This is a genomic window from Variovorax sp. 38R, assembly GCF_014843395.1.
In the GTDB taxonomy this organism is placed as follows: Bacteria; Pseudomonadota; Gammaproteobacteria; order Burkholderiales; family Burkholderiaceae_C; genus Variovorax; species Variovorax paradoxus_H.
Genome location: NZ_CP062121.1, coordinates 964,626 through 982,711 on the forward strand (window position 1 = coordinate 964,626; position 18,086 = coordinate 982,711).

General features: G+C 65.9%; 20 protein-coding genes. 15 read left to right on the forward strand and 5 right to left on the reverse strand.

Going from position 1 to position 18,086, the window contains the following annotated elements; translation table 11 throughout:
• Nucleotides 1-47: 47 nt before the first annotated feature.
• Nucleotides 48-1,265, reverse strand: a complete 1,218-nt coding sequence (locus tag IG196_RS04285; RefSeq protein WP_192195160.1) for an MFS transporter — start codon at nucleotides 1,263-1,265, stop codon at nucleotides 48-50.
• A gap of 112 nt (nucleotides 1,266-1,377) precedes the next feature.
• Here IG196_RS04285 and IG196_RS04290 point away from each other — a divergent pair, with 112 nt between their 5' ends.
• Nucleotides 1,378-2,316, forward strand: a complete 939-nt coding sequence (locus IG196_RS04290) for a LysR family transcriptional regulator (RefSeq protein ID WP_192195161.1) — start codon at nucleotides 1,378-1,380, stop codon at nucleotides 2,314-2,316.
• A gap of 38 nt (nucleotides 2,317-2,354) precedes the next feature.
• Here the strand turns inward: IG196_RS04290 and IG196_RS04295 are convergent, their stop codons facing one another.
• Together IG196_RS04295 and IG196_RS04300 are read right to left on the reverse strand one after the other, a co-directional pair.
• Complete coding sequence (locus IG196_RS04295) at nucleotides 2,355-3,257, reverse strand: amino acid ABC transporter substrate-binding protein (protein WP_192195162.1); 903 nt, start codon at nucleotides 3,255-3,257, stop codon at nucleotides 2,355-2,357.
• 11 nt (nucleotides 3,258-3,268) lie between these two features.
• A complete protein-coding gene (locus IG196_RS04300; RefSeq protein WP_153280441.1) occupies nucleotides 3,269-4,576 on the reverse strand; it encodes a dicarboxylate/amino acid:cation symporter in 1,308 nt (435 codons plus the stop codon).
• Between the two features lie 133 nt (nucleotides 4,577-4,709).
• Here IG196_RS04300 and IG196_RS04305 point away from each other — a divergent pair, with 133 nt between their 5' ends.
• The 9 genes from IG196_RS04305 (at nucleotide 4,710) to tatC (ending at nucleotide 9,618) form a co-directional block, all read left to right on the forward strand.
• Nucleotides 4,710-5,543, forward strand: a complete 834-nt coding sequence (locus tag IG196_RS04305) for a D-hexose-6-phosphate mutarotase (RefSeq protein ID WP_192195163.1) — start codon at nucleotides 4,710-4,712, stop codon at nucleotides 5,541-5,543.
• Between the two features lie 22 nt (nucleotides 5,544-5,565).
• The gene (gene hisF, locus IG196_RS04310) at nucleotides 5,566-6,348 is read left to right on the forward strand and encodes an imidazole glycerol phosphate synthase subunit HisF (protein WP_192195164.1); all 783 of its coding nucleotides are present in this window, start codon (nucleotides 5,566-5,568) and stop codon (nucleotides 6,346-6,348) included.
• A gap of 37 nt (nucleotides 6,349-6,385) precedes the next feature.
• The gene (gene hisI, locus IG196_RS04315; RefSeq protein ID WP_192196916.1) at nucleotides 6,386-6,784 is read left to right on the forward strand and encodes a phosphoribosyl-AMP cyclohydrolase; all 399 of its coding nucleotides are present in this window, start codon (nucleotides 6,386-6,388) and stop codon (nucleotides 6,782-6,784) included.
• Nucleotides 6,781-7,170 carry a phosphoribosyl-ATP diphosphatase gene (locus IG196_RS04320; RefSeq protein WP_192195165.1) on the forward strand — a complete coding sequence of 130 codons (390 nt, stop codon included), beginning with the start codon at nucleotides 6,781-6,783 and terminating at the stop codon, nucleotides 7,168-7,170. The genes hisI and IG196_RS04320 overlap by 4 nt, the downstream gene beginning before the upstream one ends.
• 25 nt (nucleotides 7,171-7,195) lie before the next feature.
• Nucleotides 7,196-7,585: a DUF4870 family protein gene (locus IG196_RS04325; RefSeq protein WP_099795316.1), complete on the forward strand. Its 390-nt coding sequence runs from the start codon at nucleotides 7,196-7,198 to the stop codon at nucleotides 7,583-7,585.
• The gene (locus IG196_RS04330) at nucleotides 7,575-7,934 is read left to right on the forward strand and encodes a histidine triad nucleotide-binding protein (RefSeq protein ID WP_070059922.1); all 360 of its coding nucleotides are present in this window, start codon (nucleotides 7,575-7,577) and stop codon (nucleotides 7,932-7,934) included. The genes IG196_RS04325 and IG196_RS04330 overlap by 11 nt, the downstream gene beginning before the upstream one ends.
• A 65-nt stretch (nucleotides 7,935-7,999) precedes the next feature.
• Entirely contained in the window at nucleotides 8,000-8,248 is a 249-nt protein-coding gene (gene tatA, locus IG196_RS04335; RefSeq protein WP_101490990.1) for a Sec-independent protein translocase subunit TatA, read from the forward strand.
• A 19-nt stretch (nucleotides 8,249-8,267) separates the two neighbouring features.
• Nucleotides 8,268-8,729, forward strand: coding sequence for a Sec-independent protein translocase protein TatB (gene tatB, locus IG196_RS04340; protein WP_101490989.1), 462 nt, complete (start codon nucleotides 8,268-8,270; stop codon nucleotides 8,727-8,729).
• Between the two features lie 73 nt (nucleotides 8,730-8,802).
• Nucleotides 8,803-9,618, forward strand: a complete 816-nt coding sequence (gene tatC / locus IG196_RS04345; RefSeq protein WP_192195166.1) for a twin-arginine translocase subunit TatC — start codon at nucleotides 8,803-8,805, stop codon at nucleotides 9,616-9,618.
• Nucleotides 9,619-9,734: 116 nt separating this feature from the next.
• Here the strand turns inward: tatC and IG196_RS04350 are convergent, their stop codons facing one another.
• The gene (locus IG196_RS04350) at nucleotides 9,735-10,895 is read right to left on the reverse strand and encodes a S1C family serine protease (protein ID WP_192195167.1); all 1,161 of its coding nucleotides are present in this window, start codon (nucleotides 10,893-10,895) and stop codon (nucleotides 9,735-9,737) included.
• Between the two features lie 291 nt (nucleotides 10,896-11,186).
• On the opposite strand from IG196_RS04350, the gene IG196_RS04355 reads away from it, so the two are divergent.
• From IG196_RS04355 to pdxA, 3 genes are read left to right on the forward strand one after another with little or no spacing between them, the layout of a single operon-like run.
• A complete protein-coding gene (locus IG196_RS04355) occupies nucleotides 11,187-12,548 on the forward strand; it encodes an MFS transporter (RefSeq protein ID WP_192195168.1) in 1,362 nt (453 codons plus the stop codon).
• Nucleotides 12,545-13,318 carry a Nif3-like dinuclear metal center hexameric protein gene (locus IG196_RS04360; protein WP_192195169.1) on the forward strand — a complete coding sequence of 258 codons (774 nt, stop codon included), beginning with the start codon at nucleotides 12,545-12,547 and terminating at the stop codon, nucleotides 13,316-13,318. Before IG196_RS04355 ends, IG196_RS04360 begins: the two co-directional genes overlap by 4 nt.
• Nucleotides 13,315-14,355, forward strand: a complete 1,041-nt coding sequence (pdxA, locus tag IG196_RS04365) for a 4-hydroxythreonine-4-phosphate dehydrogenase PdxA (RefSeq protein ID WP_192195170.1) — start codon at nucleotides 13,315-13,317, stop codon at nucleotides 14,353-14,355. The genes IG196_RS04360 and pdxA overlap by 4 nt, the downstream gene beginning before the upstream one ends.
• 18 nt (nucleotides 14,356-14,373) lie before the next feature.
• On the opposite strand, the gene mscL is transcribed toward pdxA, so the two are convergent.
• Nucleotides 14,374-14,808, reverse strand: a complete 435-nt coding sequence (gene mscL, locus IG196_RS04370) for a large conductance mechanosensitive channel protein MscL (RefSeq protein WP_099795322.1) — start codon at nucleotides 14,806-14,808, stop codon at nucleotides 14,374-14,376.
• Nucleotides 14,809-15,530: 722 nt separating this feature from the next.
• On the opposite strand from mscL, the gene IG196_RS04375 reads away from it, so the two are divergent.
• On the forward strand, nucleotides 15,531-16,637 hold the full coding sequence (locus IG196_RS04375) for a polysaccharide biosynthesis/export family protein (RefSeq protein ID WP_412556385.1): 1,107 nt from the start codon (nucleotides 15,531-15,533) through the stop codon (nucleotides 16,635-16,637).
• A 141-nt stretch (nucleotides 16,638-16,778) separates the two neighbouring features.
• Nucleotides 16,779-18,080 carry a Vi polysaccharide biosynthesis UDP-N-acetylglucosamine C-6 dehydrogenase TviB gene (gene tviB / locus IG196_RS04380; protein WP_192195171.1) on the forward strand — a complete coding sequence of 434 codons (1,302 nt, stop codon included), beginning with the start codon at nucleotides 16,779-16,781 and terminating at the stop codon, nucleotides 18,078-18,080.
• Nucleotides 18,081-18,086: the final 6 nt, after the last annotated feature.

Here is an 18,086-nt window from a genome sequence, read left to right on the forward strand (position 1 = left end):
CGGATGCACCGGACTGGCGAGGGGTGAATTGCCTTCGATTCTTGAGACTACGCCGCCTTGCGCGGCCAGAGGCGAACCGCCAGCGCGGCGGCAGCCGTAGCGGTCGCCAGCGCAGTCACGCCAGCCCAGCCCCATTCGGCAAGCGCCAGCGCACCCAGCGCTGACCCCGCCGCCATGCCGATGAACATGCTGGTGAACAGCACCGCATTCAGTCGGCTGCGCGCACCGGGCTCAATGCCGTAGACGATGGTTTGGTGCGCGATCAGCGTCGCCTGCATGCCCAGATCGAAGCCGATTGCGGCCAGCGCCAGCAGCCAGAGCTGTGCATGCGGTGCCATCAGCGGCGCCAGTCCCATGGCTGCGAATGACACCACTGCAAGTCCGGCGCCCAGGCGCGTCACCAGCTCCGGTCCGCGCCGGTCGGCGAGCCTCCCGGCCAGCGGTGCTGCCAGCGCGCCCGCTGCGCCGGCCAAGCCAAAGGCGCCGGCCGCCGCGCTGCCCAGGTGGAAGGGCGCGCCGTGCAGCATCACCGCGAGCGTCGACCAGAACGCGCTGAACCCCACCGCCAGCAGCGCCTGGGCCAGCGCCGCGCGGCGCAGCGTGCCGTGGCGCGACCACAGGGTGCCCAGCGAACCGAGCAGCGCGGCGTAGGCCAGGTGCGTGGTCGGCCGGAAGCGCGGCAGCCCGCGCCAGGCCGCGGCGCCGATGAGCGCGATGCTGGCCGCCGCTGCGATGAACATTGCGCGCCAGCCGAAGTGCTCGGCCACGAAGCCGCTCACCACGCGCGACAGCAGGATGCCCAGCAGCAGCCCCGTCATCACCGTGCCGACCGTCTTGCCGCGCGTGGCGTCGGGCGCCAGCGTGGCGGCGGCCGGCACGATGTCCTGCGCCATCGTGGCGGCCAGCCCGATCGCCAGGCTGGCCGCGAGCAGCACGCCGATCGACGGCGCTGCGCCGGCCACCAGCAACGCGGCGCACAGCGCCGCCGCCTTGATCAGCACGATGCGGCGCCGGTCGAAGCGATCGCCCAGCGGCGCCAGCAGCAGGATGCCCAGCGCATAGCCCAGCAGCGTGAGCGTGGGAATGAAGCCCACGGCGCGGGTGGACGCGCCGATGTCGGCGCCCAGCACGCCGAGCATCGGCTGCACGTAGTAGAGCGACGCCACCGACAGCCCCGCGCCGGTGGCCAGTAGCAGCACCAGCGAGGCCGGCAGGTCGCGGCCCTGCGCTGCGACCGGTGCATGCGTACTTTGAATGGAAGGCATGGTGTTAACCCTTGAATAGCGAAGCAAGGGATGAAATGTGCCCTGTGGTGGCTTGGCTTGGTAGTCCCGGCGATCGCACAATGTTCATACGCCTGATGCATAAAGCAATCTCATGTCAACTTCCGCTGCAGTCGATCGCATCGAGTTGATGCAAACCTTCCTTCACATCGTCGAGGCCGGCAGCCTTTCGGCGGCCGCGCTCCAGATGGGCGCGACCCAACCCACCGTGAGCCGTCGCTTGCAGGCGCTGGAGCGCTCGCTGGGCGTGCGGCTCCTGCGCCGCTCCACCCACGCCATGAAGCTCACAGAAGATGGCGAACGCTGCTACGAGCGCGCCAGGGAGCTGATTGCAGACTGGCATGCCTTCGAAGCCGACCTGCGCGGGGTGGGCGACGAACCCGAGGGCACGCTGCGCGTGGTGGCGCCGCACGCGCTGGGCCAGACGCTGCTGGTCGGACCGCTTGCCGATTACTTGCGCGCCTATCCGCGCGTGTCTGTCGAATGGCTGCTGAACGACCGTCGGCCCGACTTCGTCGCTGAAGGCGTCGACTGCGCGATCCAGGTCGGCGAGATGACCGACACCATGGCGGTGGCGGTCAAGCTCTCGGAGGTGCCGCGCGTGGTGGTGGCCGCGCCCTCGATGCTCGCCGGTCGCACGCCGCCCACGCACGCAGCGGAACTGGCCACGCTGCCGTGGCTTGCGCTGCGCACCTTCTATCGCAACGAGGTGCTGCTCACGCACCGGCCGACCGGCGAGAGCGTGCACGTGCCGATCCACCCGCGCATGAGCACCGACAGCCTCTATGCGCTGCAAAGCGCGGCCCGCATGGGTCTGGGCGCCTGCCTGGGCTCGGCCTGGCTCCTGAATGACGACATCGCCGCGGGACGGCTGGTGCAGCTCGTGCCGCAATGGCATGTCGCGCCGCTGCCCGTCTATCTGGTCTATCCGCAAGCGCGGTTCCAGCCGGCGCGCCTGCGCCGTTTCATCGAGACGATGCGGCTTGCATTGGCCGACCCGATGGGCCGGGCCTGGGAGGCGGGAGCGGCCTGAACGAGTTGAGCGCTGGCGGCCCTGCGGTAGCGGTCGACTTACTCGGCCTTTACCGCCATCGTCTGGATGATCGTTTCCAGCTGCGCGCTCATCGGCAGGTTCAGGCTTTCGCCCGAGGGCAGCTTGCGCATGAACCAGCGCTTGTACTGCCGGTGGATCTCGCCGTCTTCCGCCAGCACCTGGAAGGTGTCGATCACCACCTTGTTCAGCTGCGCGTCGTCCTTGCGGTACATGACGGCGTAGGGGTCGTAGGAGAGAAAGTCGCCGACCACCTCGTACTGCGCCTTGGCGGCGTCGCGGGCGATGAGGCCGTAGAGCAGCACGTCATCGGTGGCGAAGGCGTCGGCCTGGCCGTCCTTCACGAGTGCGAACGACTCGGCATGGTCACGCGCCACCTTCAGGTCGATGTTGAGCTTGAACTTCTGCGACAGGTCGCGCAGCGTCTTCTCGTTGGTGGTGCCGGCCGTCACTGCCACCTTCTTGCCGGCCAGGTCGCGGAACGACTGGATCGGCGAGCCCTTCTTCACCAGCACCTTGGTGCCCGAGACGAACATCGTCGGCGAGAAGGCCACGCGCTTCTGGCGCTCGATGTTGCTCGTGGTGGAGCCGCACTCGAGGTCGACCTGGCCGTTCACGACCGCGTCGATACGCGAGTCGGAGGTGACGGGCACCCACTGGATCGTGAGGCTCTTGTTGACCGTGTCCTCGATGGCCGTGACGAGTGCGCGGCACAGCTCGATGGAATAGCCGATCGGCTCCTTGCGCGCATTGAGGTACGAAAAGGGCACCGAGGCCTCGCGGTGCCCGATGGCGATGGTGCCGCTTGTGCGCACCTTGGCCAGCGTGCCGCTGAGCACGGTGGGCGCCTGCTCCTGCGCCAGCGCTGCCGTGGCCAGCAGCGACAGGAGCCAGGCGGCGAGCAGGCGGGCAGGGCGTTGCATGGCCGCGTGCCTCACGCGTGCGCCGGGTGGGCGAGGGTGGCCGCAGCCTCCTCGTCGAGCGCCTTGGCGTTGACCTCGGCGTCGCTCTCGGACAGCAGTTCGCCTTCCCACTTCGCGACCACGGCCGTGGCGATGGAGTTGCCCACCGCGTTGGTGGCCGAACGGCCCATGTCGAGGAAGGTGTCGACGCCCAGGATCAGCAGCAGGCCGGCCTCGGGAATGTCGAAGTGGTTCAGCGTGGCGGCAATCACCACCAGCGAGGCGCGCGGCACGCCGGCCATGCCCTTGGAGGTGAGCATCAGGATCAGCAGCATGGTGATCTGCGTGCTGATCGGCATGTGGATGTCGTAGGCCTGCGCGATGAACAGCACGGCGAAGGTGCAGTACATCATCGAGCCGTCGAGGTTGAACGAGTAGCCCATCGGCATCACGAAGCTGGAGATCTTGCGCTTCACGCCGAAACGGTCGAGCGCCTGCAGGATCTTCGGGTACGCGGCCTCGGAGCTTGCGGTGGCGAACGAGAGCAGGAAGGCTTCCTTGATGAGCACCAGCAGCTTGAACACGCGCGGCCCGAGGAACAGCAGGCCGGCCATGATGAGCACGCCCCACAGCACGAACAGGCCCAGGTAGAAGTCGCGCATGAACACGGCGAACTTGATCAGGATGCCGAGGCCATTCACCGCCACGGTGGCGGCCATGGCGGCCAGCACCGCCAGCGGCGCGAGCTTCATGACGTAGCCGGTGATCTTGAGCATCGCGTGCGACAGCTCCTCGATGGCCGCCACCAGCGTCTTGGCCTTGTCGCCGAGCGAGGCCAGCGCCACGCCGAAGAACATCGAGAACACCACGATCTGCAGGATCTCGTTGTTGGCCATCGCCTCCGCGAACGACTTGGGCACCGTGTGGCTCACGAAGTCCTTGAAGGTGAACTTGTTGGTCGCCAGGTTGGCCGAGGCGCCGATGTCGGGTAGCGGCAGGCCCAGGTTCTCGCCGGGCTTGAGCACGTTGGCCATGACCAGGCCGATGACCAGCGAGATCAGCGATGCGGTGAGGAACCAGCCGATGGCCTTGCCGAACACCCGGCCGACCGATTTGGCGTCGCCCATGTGCGCGATGCCCACCACCAGCGTGGAGAACACCAGCGGGCCGATCAGCATCTTGATGAGGCGCAGGAAGACGTCGGAGATGATGGAGACGTAGTCGGCGACCTCCTTGGCGGCCTTCTTGTCAGGAAAGCTCGTGAAGATCATGTAGCCAACGATGATGCCGAGCACCATGGCCATCAGGATCCAGGCGGCCATCGGCAGCTTTTTCTTCATGCGTATCCCCTTGAGTCGTGTGAGAGTGGTTCTTTTCGAGTGCGCGGGACCGACCCGCGACAGCGTATCCAAGAAAGGCGCAGGCACGCAATGGCTCGCTGTCGGGATGCGGCGGCTGCCTACAATTCCTCACATGGACATCCGCTCGATCGAGTTTCGAGGCCAGCCGGCGTTGCACGCCGAGGCGGCCGATGGCAGCACCCTGACGGTCGCGCTGCATGGCGCCCAGGTGCTTTCCTGGGCCCCGGCCCGCGGTGGGGAGCGACTGTATCTGAGTCCGAAGGCCGTTTTTGACGGCCAAACCGCCATCCGCGGCGGCATTCCCCTGTGCTGCCCCCAGTTCAACCAGCGCGGCATGCTCCCCAAGCATGGCTTCATGCGCAATCTGCCTTGGATTCAAGAGAAATCGGGCGCGCCCGACACGCTGCGGCTCGTGCTGCGCGACAACGAAGCCACCCGCCGGCTCTGGCCGCATGCCTTCGAGGCGCGGCTGGACGCCACGCTCGCGGCCGGCCAGCTGCGCACCGCGCTCACCCTGACCAACACCGGCGACGCGCCCTGGCCGTTCTCGGCCGCGCTGCACACCTACCTGCGCGTGGACGACATCGCCACGGTTCGCCTCGAAGGCCTGCAGGGCGCGCCGCGCTGGGACGCCGTGCGCGATGTGCGCCAGACCGAAACCGCCGCCGCGCTGCAGTTCGACGCCGAGTTCGACAGCGTCTACAGCGCCCCGGCGCAGCCGCTGCGGCTGGTGCAGCCCGGCGGAACGCTCGAAATTACCCAGAGCGACACCTGCACCGAAACCGTGGTCTGGAACCCCGGCGCCGTGCTCGGTGCGACACTCGCGGACATGCCCGCAGAGGGCTTCCGCCACATGCTCTGCGTCGAAGCGGCCCGCATCGACGAACCCGTCGTGCTGGCCCCCGGCGCCCAATGGCAGGGCTGGCAACAGCTCCGCGTTCTCTGATTTCCTTCCGGTTCAACTTCCCATGCTTGCCAAACGCATCATTCCCTGCCTCGACGTCACGGGCGGCCGCGTCGTCAAGGGCGTCAACTTCCTCGAGCTGCGCGATGCCGGCGACCCGGTCGAAATCGCGGCGCGCTACAACGCGCAGGGCGCCGACGAACTCACCTTCCTGGACATCACGGCCACCAGTGACGGCCGAGACCTCATCCTGCCGATCATCGAAGCGGTGGCCTCGCAGGTGTTCATTCCGCTGACCGTGGGCGGCGGCGTGCGCACCGTGGCCGACGTGCGCCGGCTGCTCAACGCGGGCGCCGACAAGACCAGCTTCAACTCGGCCGCCATCGCCGATCCGCAGGTGATCAGCGACGCGGCCCAGAAGTACGGCTCGCAGTGCATCGTGGTCGCCATCGACGCCAAGCGACGCAGCCCCGAAGACGCCGCCACGCGCGGCGCGGGCTGGGACGTCTACAGCCATGGCGGGCGCAAGAACACCGGCCTGGACGTCGTGCAGTGGGCGATCGAGATGGCGCGCCGCGGCGCGGGCGAGATCCTGCTCACGAGCATGGACCGCGACGGCACCAAGAGCGGCTTCGACCTCGCCCTGACGCGCGCCGTGAGCGATGCCGTCAACGTGCCGGTGATCGCCTCGGGCGGCGTCGGCAGCCTCGACGACCTGGCCGACGGCATCCAGAAGGGCGGCGCCGACGCGGTGCTGGCGGCGAGCATCTTCCACTACGGCGAGCACACCGTGGGCGAGGCCAAGGCCCGCATGGCCGAGCGCGGAATTCCCGTGCGAATTCAATAAACCTTCGTGGTAAGTCACTACTTACTGATCACCGACAATCCAGCTCATGAATTGGCTTGACGAAGTGAAATGGGATGCGAACGGGTTGGTGCCCGTGATCGCCCAGGAACAAGGCACGAACGACGTGCTCATGTTCGCGTGGATGAACCGCGAGGCGCTCGAAAAGACCGCCGAGTTGGGCCGCGCGGTGTATTTCAGTCGCTCGCGCAACAAGCTGTGGTTCAAGGGCGAGGAGTCGGGCCACGTGCAGACCGTGCACGAGATCCGCCTCGACTGCGACAACGATGTCGTGCTGCTCAAGGTGACGCAGCTCGGCCACGCGCCCGGCATCGCCTGCCACACCGGCCGCCACAGCTGCTTCTTCAGCAAGTACGAAAAGGGCCAGTGGACCGTGGTCGAGCCGGTCTTGAAAGACCCTGAATCGATCTACAAATGACCGCCACAGTGAACGATTCGAACACCTCCGACGCACTCGCCCGCCTGGCCGCGGTGCTCGAGAGTCGCCTGCCCGCGAACGGCGGCGACCCTGACAAGAGCTACGTCGCCCGGCTGCTGCACAAGGGCCCCGACGCCTTCCTCAAGAAGATCGGCGAGGAAGCCACCGAGGTCGTGATGGCGGCCAAAGACGCCGACCACGGCGGCGACCGCTCGAAAATAGTGAACGAAGTGGCCGACCTGTGGTTCCACACCATGGTGGCGCTGGCCCACTACGGTTTCTCCCCAGCCGACGTCGTCGCGGAGCTCGAGCGCCGCGAGGGCACCAGCGGCATCGAGGAAAAAGCCCTGCGCAAGGTGCAGGCCCGCGAAGCTTCCAACGACTGAATGATCGATTGAAAGGGCACCGACCATGGCCAATGACATCGTGAACGTGGAACCCGACGACTCCCTCAAGACCTGGGGCTGGGTCAGTTATGTGCTGCACCTGATCGTGGCCATCGGCGCGGTCGTGCCGGGCGCGCAGGCCTCCGTGCTGCTGCTGCTCATCGCCTTGCTGATCGACTTCGTGAAGCGCGACGACGCGGCCGGCACCTGGCAGGCCTCGCACTTCAGCTGGCGCATCCGCTCGGTGCTGTGGGCCGGCCTGCTGTACATCGTCACCTCGTGGCTCTGGCTGCTGCTGTTCGTGCCGGGCTGGATCGCCTGGAGCCTGATTTCGCTGTGGTTCCTCTACCGGATCGTGAAAGGCATGATCCGCATGAACGACAGCCGTCCCATGGAACCCAAAGATGTCATCTGATCCGAACTGCGTCTTCTGCAAAATCATCGAAGGCAAGATCCCCTCGCGCAAGGTCTACGAAGACGACGACCTGTTCGGTTTTCACGACATCTCGCCCTGGGCGCCGGTGCATTTCATGCTGGTGCCCAAGAAACACATCGCCTCGATGGCGCAGCTCACGCCCGAGGATTCGGCGCTCATGGGCAAGATCATGACGCTGGCTCCCCAGCTGGCGCTGGAGCAGGGCTGCAGGCCCTATCCGGACGGCGGCTACCGCGTCGTCGTGAACACCGGCGCTGAGGGCGGGCAGGAGGTTCACCATCTCCATGTGCACGTCATGGGCGGCCCCCGGCCCTGGCTTCGCGGCTGATCAGGGTTAAGCCAAACTGTCACATTCCCCCCGACTAAAATCGGACACATTCTTAGGAGTTCTCCATGGGTTCTTTTTCCATCTGGCACTGGCTGATCGTGCTGCTCGTCGTGGTCATGATCTTCGGCACCAAGAAGCTGCGGAACATGGGTTCGGATCTCGGTGGCGCCGTCAAGGGCTTCAAGGACGGCATGAAGGACGGCTCGGCTTCCACCGACGCCTCCGCTGCACCGGCCCCCACGCAGCAAGTGACCGGCCAGCCGGCCAACAGCGACAAGTCGACGATCGACGTCGAAGCGCGCCAGAAGTCCTGAGCACCGCAGGCACACATCCGTGATCGACCTCGGCATTGAGAAGCTGGCGCTCATCGGCGTCGTGGCGCTGATCGTGATCGGGCCGGAGAAGCTGCCGCGCGTTGCACGCACGGTGGGCGCCCTGCTCGGCAAGGCGCAGCGCTACGTGAACGACGTCAAGGCCGAAGTCAACCGTTCGATGGAGCTCGACGAGCTCCGCAAGATGAAGACCACGGTCGAGGACGCGGCGCGCGACGTGGAGCACAGCATCCACACCGGCGCCAGCGAGTTCGAGAAGCAGTTTGCCGGCGCGTCCGGCGACACCTTGTCGGCGCTGGCCGAGCCCGAACAGGCGGTGCCCGAATACAGGCACCCCCGCAAGAACTGGCGCCTGAAACAGGGTGCCACGCCGAATTGGTACAAGGCGCGCAACGGCGTGCGGACCAAAGCGCTGTCGGGCGCGGCGCGGGTCGCCCGCTTCCGCCCCCACAAGATCAACTGACGCCCACACGCACGTCCCGCGGCGTTCCCGGGCGCCCCGTGCGCCTGTGTCTCCCACGCTTTCTCCTTTCCCCATGGCCGATTCCGACAACAAGAACAAAGAAGACGAGCTGGCGGGCACCGAGCAGCCGTTCGTGCAGCACCTGGTCGAGCTACGGGACCGGCTGCTGTACTGCGTCTACGGCCTCGCGGTCGCGGGCATTCTGCTGGCGATCTGGCCCGGCCCGAGCGGGCTCATGGACATCATCGCCATGCCGATCCGCGCGCACATGCCGCCGGACGCCAAGCTGATCGCCATCGGCGTGTTCTCGCCCTTCTTCGTGCCGCTCAAGGTGCTGATGATGGCGGCCGTGCTGCTGGCATTGCCCTGGCTCATGTACCAGGCCTGGATGTTCGTTGCGCCGGGCCTGTACAGCCACGAGAAGCGCTTCGCACTGCCGCTGATCTTTTTCGGCAGCATGCTGGCCTACGGCGGCATCGCTTTCGTGCAGCTGTTCGTGCTGGACAAGATGTTCGGCTTCATTCAGAAATTCACGCCTGACGCGGTGGCGGCCACGCCCGACATCTCGTCGTACGTCGAGGCCATCCTGTCGCTGTACATCGCCTTCGGCGTGGCCTTCCAGGTGCCGATCGTGGTGATGCTGCTGGTGCGCTTCGAGATGGTCACCATCGAGAAACTGCGCTCGTTCCGCGGTTACTTCATCGTGATCGCCTTCGTGGTGGCCGCGGTGCTCACGCCGCCCGACGTGGTCTCGCAGCTCGCGCTCGCGGTGCCGATGTGCCTGCTGTACGAGGTGGGCATCATCGGGGCGCGCTATTTCGCGGGGAAGGGCAAGGCGCCCGAGGGCGAAGAAGAGGGCGCGGGGTCGGAGTCTTCCGGCAGCTCCTGATCCCGAATCGGTCGGCCTCGCCTTCGCAGCGGCGTGCCACCAAAACAAAAGCGGCCTGAGGGCCGCTTTTGTTTTGCTGCGTGGTCTGTGGCCGGAGCCGCTTTCCGCGTTTCTCGCTATTCGTTGTTGGGCAACTGCTGTCGGATCGGGCTCTTCGGTCGCAGCCCCGGCGTCACGTCCAGTTCCATCTTGTCGGTGCCGCGCTGCAGCGCGAAGCGGGAGGTGTCGCCCGGCTTGAGACCGGCCACGGCGGTCAGCAGGGCCTGCACGCTGTCGGTCTTCTTTTCGCCCACCGAAGTGATCACGTCGCCCGGACGGATGCCGGCCTTGGCGGCGGGGCCGTTCTGCAGCACGCCGGTGATGATCACGCCCGCGTCTGCCTTCACGCCGAAGGTTTCGGCCAGTTCGGGCGACAGGTCGCTCGGCTCGACGCCGATCCAGCCGCGGCGCACCTGGCCTTCTTTCACGATGCCCTCGAGCACGATCTTGGCCATCGACACGGGAATGGCGAAGCCGATGCCCATGCTGCCTCCCGAGCGCGAGTAGATCGCGGTGTTGATGCCCTGCAGGTTGCCGTCGACGTCGATCAGCGCACCACCCGAGTTGCCGGGGTTGATGGCCGCGTCGGTCTGGATGAAGTTCTCGAACTGGTTGATGCCCAGCTGGTTGCGGCCCAGCGCCGAGACGATGCCGCTGGTCACGGTCTGGCCCACGCCGAAGGGGTTGCCGATGGCCAGCACCTGGTCGCCCACCAGCAGCTCGTCGGAGTTGCCCAGCACGATCACCGGCAGCTTGTCGAGTTCGATCTTCAGCACGGCCAGGTCGGTGTCGGGGTCGGTGCCGATCACCTTGCCGCGCGCATGGCGGCTGTCGTTCAGCGTGACTTCGATTTCGTCGGCGCCCTCGACCACATGGTTGTTGGTGAGGATGTAGCCGTCGGTGCTCACGATGACGCCGCTGCCCAGGCCCACCTGGGGCTGGTCGGCCTGGTCGCCGAAGAAGAAGCGGAACCACGGGTCGTTGCTGCGCGGGTGGCGCTGCGCGGCCTTGCTGGTGTTGATGCTCACGACCGCCGGCGAGGCCTTCTTGGCCGCCGCGCTCAGGCTGCCCGGCGCGGGCGTGGCCGGCGCGCCGCTGGGCGCCTCGACGATCGACACCACGCCACCCAGCGAGGTCGAGCGCTTGTTGATCCATTCAGGCTTGAGCGTCGCGACGACGAAATAGGCCGCCAGCAGGACGGTCACGGCTTGGGCAAAGAGCAGCCAGGTGCGTTTCATGAAAGCTTGATGGAAGAGCGTTGGAAAAGCGCTGAAAGAGGGCGCCGGTTGCAATTGTCCCTCAACCCGCCGGAGCCATAGACCGCGCGACAGGGTCGAGATTGGGCGGCCCCTGGGACGCGAATAAGGGGTAACCCTTAGTATCGACGGTTGATCCGACCCGGATCGCCTCTTCAGGCCTCCCGCGCTGCCCACCCGGCGGACGCGGCCAGGCGATTCTTTCGTCGGCGCGCCACGCTCTGCCCCTATCCGGTTCCAAGGCAGGCGAGCGGCCACGATGCCCTTCCTGCCATGACCTCAGAAGCTACCTACACGGACGGCGCGAACGCCGCCACGCCTGCTCCGGCGCGCACGCTCGATGCGCGCGACTACAAGACCCTGGCCCTGTCCGCCCTCGGCGGCACGCTCGAGTTCTACGACTTCGTCATCTACGTCTTCTTCGCGACCGTTCTGGGCGCGCTGTTCTTCCCCGCCGACATGCCCGACTGGTTGCGCCAACTGCAGACCTTCGGCATCTTCGCCGCAGGCTACCTCGCGCGGCCCGTGGGCGGCATCGTCATCGCGCACTTCGGCGACCTGCTGGGGCGCAAGCGCATGTTCACGCTGTCGATCTTCCTGATGGCGGCGCCCACGCTGGTGATCGGCCTGTTGCCCACCTACGCGAGCATCGGCGTCGCGGCGCCCCTGCTGCTGCTGGCGATGCGCGTGCTGCAGGGCGCGGCCATCGGCGGCGAGATGCCCGGCGCCTGGGTGTTCGTCGGCGAGCACGTGCCGGCCCGGCGCTACGGCTTCGGCATCGGCACGCTGACCTCGGGCATCACCGGCGGCATCCTGCTGGGGTCGCTGGTGGCCGTGGCCATCAACCGCTACTATGGGCCCGAGCAGGTGCACGACTTCGCCTGGCGCATTCCCTTCATTCTGGGCGGCGTGTTCGGGCTGTTCTCGGTCTACCTGCGCCGCTTTCTGCACGAGACGCCGGTCTTCAAGGAGCTGGCCGGCCGCAAGACGGTCGCCCGCGAGCTGCCGCTGCGCACCGTGCTGCGCGAGCACCGCCTGGCGAGCGTGTACGTGGGGCTGCAGACCTGGGTGCTGTCGGCGGCCATCGTCGTCGTGGTGCTGTACACGCCCACGTACCTGCAGAAGGTGCACCACATTCCGGCTGCGCTGGCGCTCGAAGCCAACGCACTCGCCACGCTGACCCTGACCATCGGCTGCGTGATCGTCGGCTGGGCCAGCGATCGCATCGGTACGCGCGCCGTGATGCTGGTCGGCTGGGGCGGCCTCTTTGCCACCGCCTACCTGTTCTACACCGGGCTGCCCGGCACGCCGGCCACGCTGTTCTGGCACTACGGCCTGGTCGGCCTGTTCGTGGGCACCATCGCCACGGTGCCGATTGCAGGCGTGCGCGCATTTCCGGCGCCGGTGCGCTTCACGGGGCTTTCGTTTGCCTACAACATGTCGTATGCCATCTTCGGCGGGCTGACGCCGGTGATCCTCACGCTCTGGCTGCAGCACGACCCGATGGCGCCGGCGCATTACGTCGCCGCGCTGGCGGCGCTGGGCTTCCTGCTGGCGCTGTGGCCCCTGGCCGCGCGCGGCCACCCGGTGCGTGATGGCGCGCCGGCCGCGGGGAGCGCGACAATGTCGCGATGAGCACCACACGTCACGAACTGCTTCTCGCATTCGACCTGCTGCTGGCCCCCGGGCGCTTCAAGGACTATGGACCCAACGGCCTGCAGGTCGAGGGGCGCGCCGTGGTCCGCAAGATCGTCTCGGGCGTGACTGCCAGCCGCGCGCTGATCGAGGCCGCGATCCACGCCGAGGCCGATGCCATCTTCGTTCACCATGGCCTGTTCTGGCGCGGCCAGGACGGCTGCGTCACCGGCTGGATGAAGCAGCGCCTGGGCCTGCTGCTGGGCGACGACGTCAACCTGTTCGCCTACCACCTGCCGCTCGACGCGCACCCTGAACTGGGCAACAACGCACAACTCGGCTTGCAGCTGGGGCTCGTGGCGCATCCGGGGTCGGCTGGTCGCTTCGGTGAGCAGGAGCTGGGCTTCCTGGGCGCGCGCGAGAACGGCGAGAACTTCGCCAGCGCGAAGGCCCTGGCGACCCATGCCGAGAAGGTGCTGAAACGGCCCGTCACGCTGGTCGACACGGCCCACCGTCCGATCAAGAACATCGCGTGGTGCACGGGCGGCGCCCAGGGCTACTTCGAGGCGGCCATCGCGGCCGGCGCCGACGCCTTCATCACCGGCGAGATTTCAGAGCCGCAAGCGCACTACGCTCGCGAGCTGGGTGTGGCCTTCCTGGCCTGCGGCCACCACGCCACCGAGCGCTACGGCGCGCAAGCCGTGGCGGCCCACGTGGCGGCGCAACTCGGGCTGAAGCACGAATTCATCGACATCGACAACCCGGCATGAAGGCGCCGATCGCGATCACGCTCGGCGACCCGGCCGGCATCGGCCCCGAGATCATTGCCAAAGCCTTCCGCGACGCGCCCGACGCCGTGCGCGGTGCGTTCGTTGCCGGTGACGTCGGCACGCTGCGCAATGCCTCGCAGGCGCTCGCGGCGCCAGGACGGCTGGCGTGGCCCGTCGTCGAGATCGCCAGCGTCGCTGAAGCGGCCACCGTGCCACCCGGTTGCATCCCGGTGTTGCAGGTGATCGCGCCGCCCCAAGGCATCGAACAAGGGCGTATCAGCGCCGAAGCTGGTCGCGCGGCTGGCGACTGCGTCGTGTGGGCCGCGCGGGCTGCGTTGCGCGGCGAGATCTCGGCCCTCGTCACCGCGCCGCTGCACAAGGAAGCGCTGGCCGCGGCCGGCTTTCCGTACCCCGGCCACACCGAACTGCTGCAGGCCGAGGCCGCCGCCCACCTGGGCCGCACCGTGGCCGACGTGCCCGTGCGGATGATGCTGGCCAACGACGAGCTGCGCACCGTGCTCGTGAGCATCCACATGTCGCTGCGCGACGCCATCAAGGCTGTGCGTTTCGAGGGCGTGCTGGACACGCTGCGCATCACCCATCGCGCGCTGACCCACGCGCTCGGCCGGCCGCCGCGCATCGGCGTGGCTGGGCTCAACCCGCATGCGGGCGAGGGCGGCCTGTTCGGTTCGGAAGAGCGCACCATCATCGCGCCGGCCATCGAGGCCGCGCGCGCCGAGGGCATCGACGCCCACGGGCCCCATGCGCCCGACACCGTCTTCATGCGCGCGCGCGCCAAGGCCGGTGTGCCGTCCAGCGGCGAGTTCGACGTGGTGATTGCGATGTACCACGACCAGGGGCTGATCCCGGTCAAGTACCTCGGGGTGGAGAAGGGCGTGAACGTGACGCTCGGGCTGCCGCTGGTGAGGACCAGCCCGGATCACGGCACCGCGTTCGACATTGCGGGCCAAGGCGTGGCCGATGCGTCGAGCCTCGTCGAGGCGCTGCGCATGGCGCGAACGCTGGCCGGCGCCTGAGCGCGCGGCCAGAAAGGCTCAGGGGCGCTGCTTCAGGCTGTCGCGGATCTCGCGCAGCAGCGTGATGTCTTCAGGCGTGGCGGCCGGTGCGGCGGGCGCGGCTTCTTCGGTTTTGCGTAGCTTGTTGATCTGCTTGACCATGATGAAGATGATGAAGGCGAGGATCACGAAATTGACAGCGATCGTGATGAAGTTGCCGTACGCCAGCACCGGCACGCCGGCCTTCTTCAGCTCCGCCAGCGTGTTCGTCACGCCCGGCGGCACCGTGCCCAGGGTCACGTAGAGGTTCGAGAAGTCGAGCTTCCCGAACACCAGGCCCACGAGCGGCATGATGATGTCGGCGACGAGCGAGTCGACGATCTTGCCGAACGCCGCCCCGATGATCACGCCGACGGCGAGGTCGACGACGTTGCCCTTGACGGCAAACTCCTTGAATTCGCTGAGGATGCTCATGATTCAGAAAGGGTGCTGAAGACCTGCTGGTGAAAGGGGTGCCAGTATGCCTGCGGAAGCAGGGCGCCAAGGCGGGTGGCGCTCCGGGTGATGCTGGACCGCAACTGAGGAACAGCCGCCTATGCCTCGGCTTGGAACGGTTGGAGGGTACTCAGTTTCCGTGGCTGACTATTTGCCGACTACGCTTTGGAACGTCTTGTTTCCAATTTCGAGGGATGGGTAGAGCCAGCCGCGTCATCGCGTTTTACGCTTGGAAAGAAGGCCTGAGGGCGCCGGACAGCCCTTCCGGAACCATTCTGGAGCGCAGGCGCAACCCCATTGACAGTGCACTGCACTGGTACGATGAGAGGGGAGCAGTGAGGAGCGGCCGCGCGAAATCGACCTTCAAGACTTCTGTCTGTCAGCGCGCATACGTCCCGGGTGTATCAGGTTCTTGCGTGACTCCGCGATGAATTCTGCACCTTTGCCGCCTGAATATTCCAGTTTCAGCGCGACTTTAGCTGTTCAAATTTTTACATAAACGGTGCCGCGTAGTGGTGGCGATCACAAGTGTTTGAAAAAGAAGCGCGATACAACCGAACGGATGTGCGAGCCTCGCATGCCTTCGGGAATTGTTCTTTCGCCGCTTCGTTGTTATTGATACGACTGACTGACTGACTTTCAAGGGACCTGAATTGAGAAGAGATGCGAAAGCCCTTGCGTGGGTAGCGCTTGCCGGCGCGATGTTGCTCCAGGGCTGTGCCGTGGTGCCTGGCATGGGGTCGGTGGAGCCTTACGAAGCGGGCGGAGAGTTGCCGTCCCAGTTCCGCTACCTTCCCGACGAAGCGCCTGAGGGGGAAATCACGCCTATTTCGCTGGCGTTGGTGCGTACGTTGGCAGAGGTGTCGCCGAAGGGCGTGCCGCCTGATGTGCAGGCGCTGTTTGGCAAGGGGGCGCGCTACACGATCGGGTCGGGTGATGTGGTGGGCGTGATCGTCTACGACCACCCAGAGCTTCTTCCCAATGCTGGTGCCGTGATCTCGCAATCCGCCGACCCGACCGGCGTGCAGGTAGCACCGGGCTTCATCGTCGATGCTGACGGTGAGATTGCTTTCCCCTACATTGGCCGCGTGCGTGTGGCGGGCCTGAGCGAAGGCGATGCTTCCGACCTGATCGGCAAGCTGTTGCGGCCACATGTTCGCGATCCCCAAGTGACGGTGCGCATTCAGTCCTTCCGAAGCCGCCGCGCCTATGTAGAAGGCGAAGTACGTAATCCCGGCTCGCAGATTTTCACCGACGTGCCCATGACGTTGAATGAGGCGATCAATCGCGCCGGAGGCATGACGGCCAATGCCAACCAGTCGGCCGTCACTCTCATTCGTGATGGCCGCTCGGTCCCGATCAACATGACGCGCCTGCGCGAGGCGGGCTACGACGGGAACAACATCCCCCTGAAGAACGGCGACACCGTCCGCGTGGCGCACCGGGAAGATTCCAAGGTCTTCGTCATGGGTGAGATCATGGCGCCCGTTGCTCTGTCCATGCGTAGCAACGGCCGCTTGAGCTTGAGCGAGGCCTTGGGCGAGGCAGGTGGTCCGATGACGACCACCTCCAACGCCGGCCAGATCTACGTGATTCGCCAAGGCGCGACCGGCGCACCGGCCATCTTCCATCTGAACGCCAAGAATCCGGCGACGTTGGCGTTGGCAAGCCAGTTCCGGTTGCAGTCGCATGACGTCGTGTACGTCGATCCGGTGCCGCTGGTCAAGTGGAACCGTGTGGTCAGTCTGATCCTGCCGTCAGCACAAGTGGTGAACAACGCCAGCGAGGTTTACGTCAGGCATCGCTAGTCGAATTTAGACCCAGAGTGAGTTCTTGAGGTTCGCATCACGGGTCTGCCCACTTTTGAAGTCAGCAGCCGCGAACGCGGTGTGGCGGCATGACTCTTGATTGAGTCTGTCGCCAATTTTTCGTCTCCAGTGCTTTCCAATATGCAAGTCATTCAATCAACTCAACCTATCGCGATCATCGGTCTCGGCTACGTGGGTCTTCCCCTCGCCGTGGAATTTGGCAAGAAGCGGCGGGTGGTCGGCTTCGACATCAATGCAAAACGCATCACAGAGCTGCAGGGTGGACACGATCACACACTCGAAACCACTAGCGAAGAGTTGAAGGCGGCGACCCAACTTGTGTTCACGTCGCATGCCGATGACTTGCGCGACTGCGCGGTCTTCATCGTGACTGTGCCTACCCCGATCGACAACGCGAACCGTCCCGATCTGACGCCGCTGGTCAAGGCCAGCGAAACCGTCGGCAAGGTCATGTCAAACGGGGCAATCGTCATCTTCGAATCGACGGTCTATCCCGGTGCGACAGAAGAAGTGTGCGTGCCCGTGCTGGAGAAACTCAGCGGCAAGAAATTCAATGTCGATTTCTTCTGCGGCTACAGCCCGGAGCGGATCAACCCCGGCGACAAGGTCAACACGCTGACCAAAATCAAGAAGATCACCAGTGGCAGTACGCCTGAGGTGGCCGATGTGGTCGATGCGCTCTACAACGAGATCATCACCGCCGGCACGCACAAGGCCGCCAGCATCAAGGTGGCCGAGGCCGCCAAAGTGATCGAGAACACGCAGCGCGACCTGAACATCGCACTGGTCAATGAGCTGTCCGTCATCTTCGAGCGCCTGGGCATCGACACCCTCGACGTGCTCGAGGCCGCAGGCAGCAAATGGAATTTCCTGCCTTTCCGTCCAGGCCTTGTGGGTGGGCATTGCATTGGTGTGGACCCGTACTACCTCACGCACAAGGCGGAGCAGGTCGGCTACCACCCGCAGGTGATATTGGCCGGGCGCCGTATCAACGACAACATGGCGCGCTACGTGGCCCGCAACACCATCAAGCTGATGCTGAAGAACGGCATGGACGTGCCGCGCTGCCGTATCGGCGTGCTGGGCATCACTTTCAAGGAAAACTGCCCGGACATCCGCAACAGCAAGATCGTCGACATGGTTCGCGAGTTCGAGGCATGGGGTGCTTCCGTAGAAATTGTGGACCCATGGGCGGACGCCGAAGAGGTGGCCCGTGAGTACGGCCTTCAACTCGGCCAGGTCGATGCGGACCACCCGGTCGATGCGCTCGTTGTTGCCGTAGGCCACAACGAATACCGCCGCGCAACCATGACCGAGCTGCGCACCCTGTGCCGAGGCGAACAGCCCGTGCTGGTCGACGTCAAGAGCCTGTTCAACACCAAGGAAGCCCGCGACAGCGGCTTCTCCGTGTTCCGCCTGTAAGCCAAT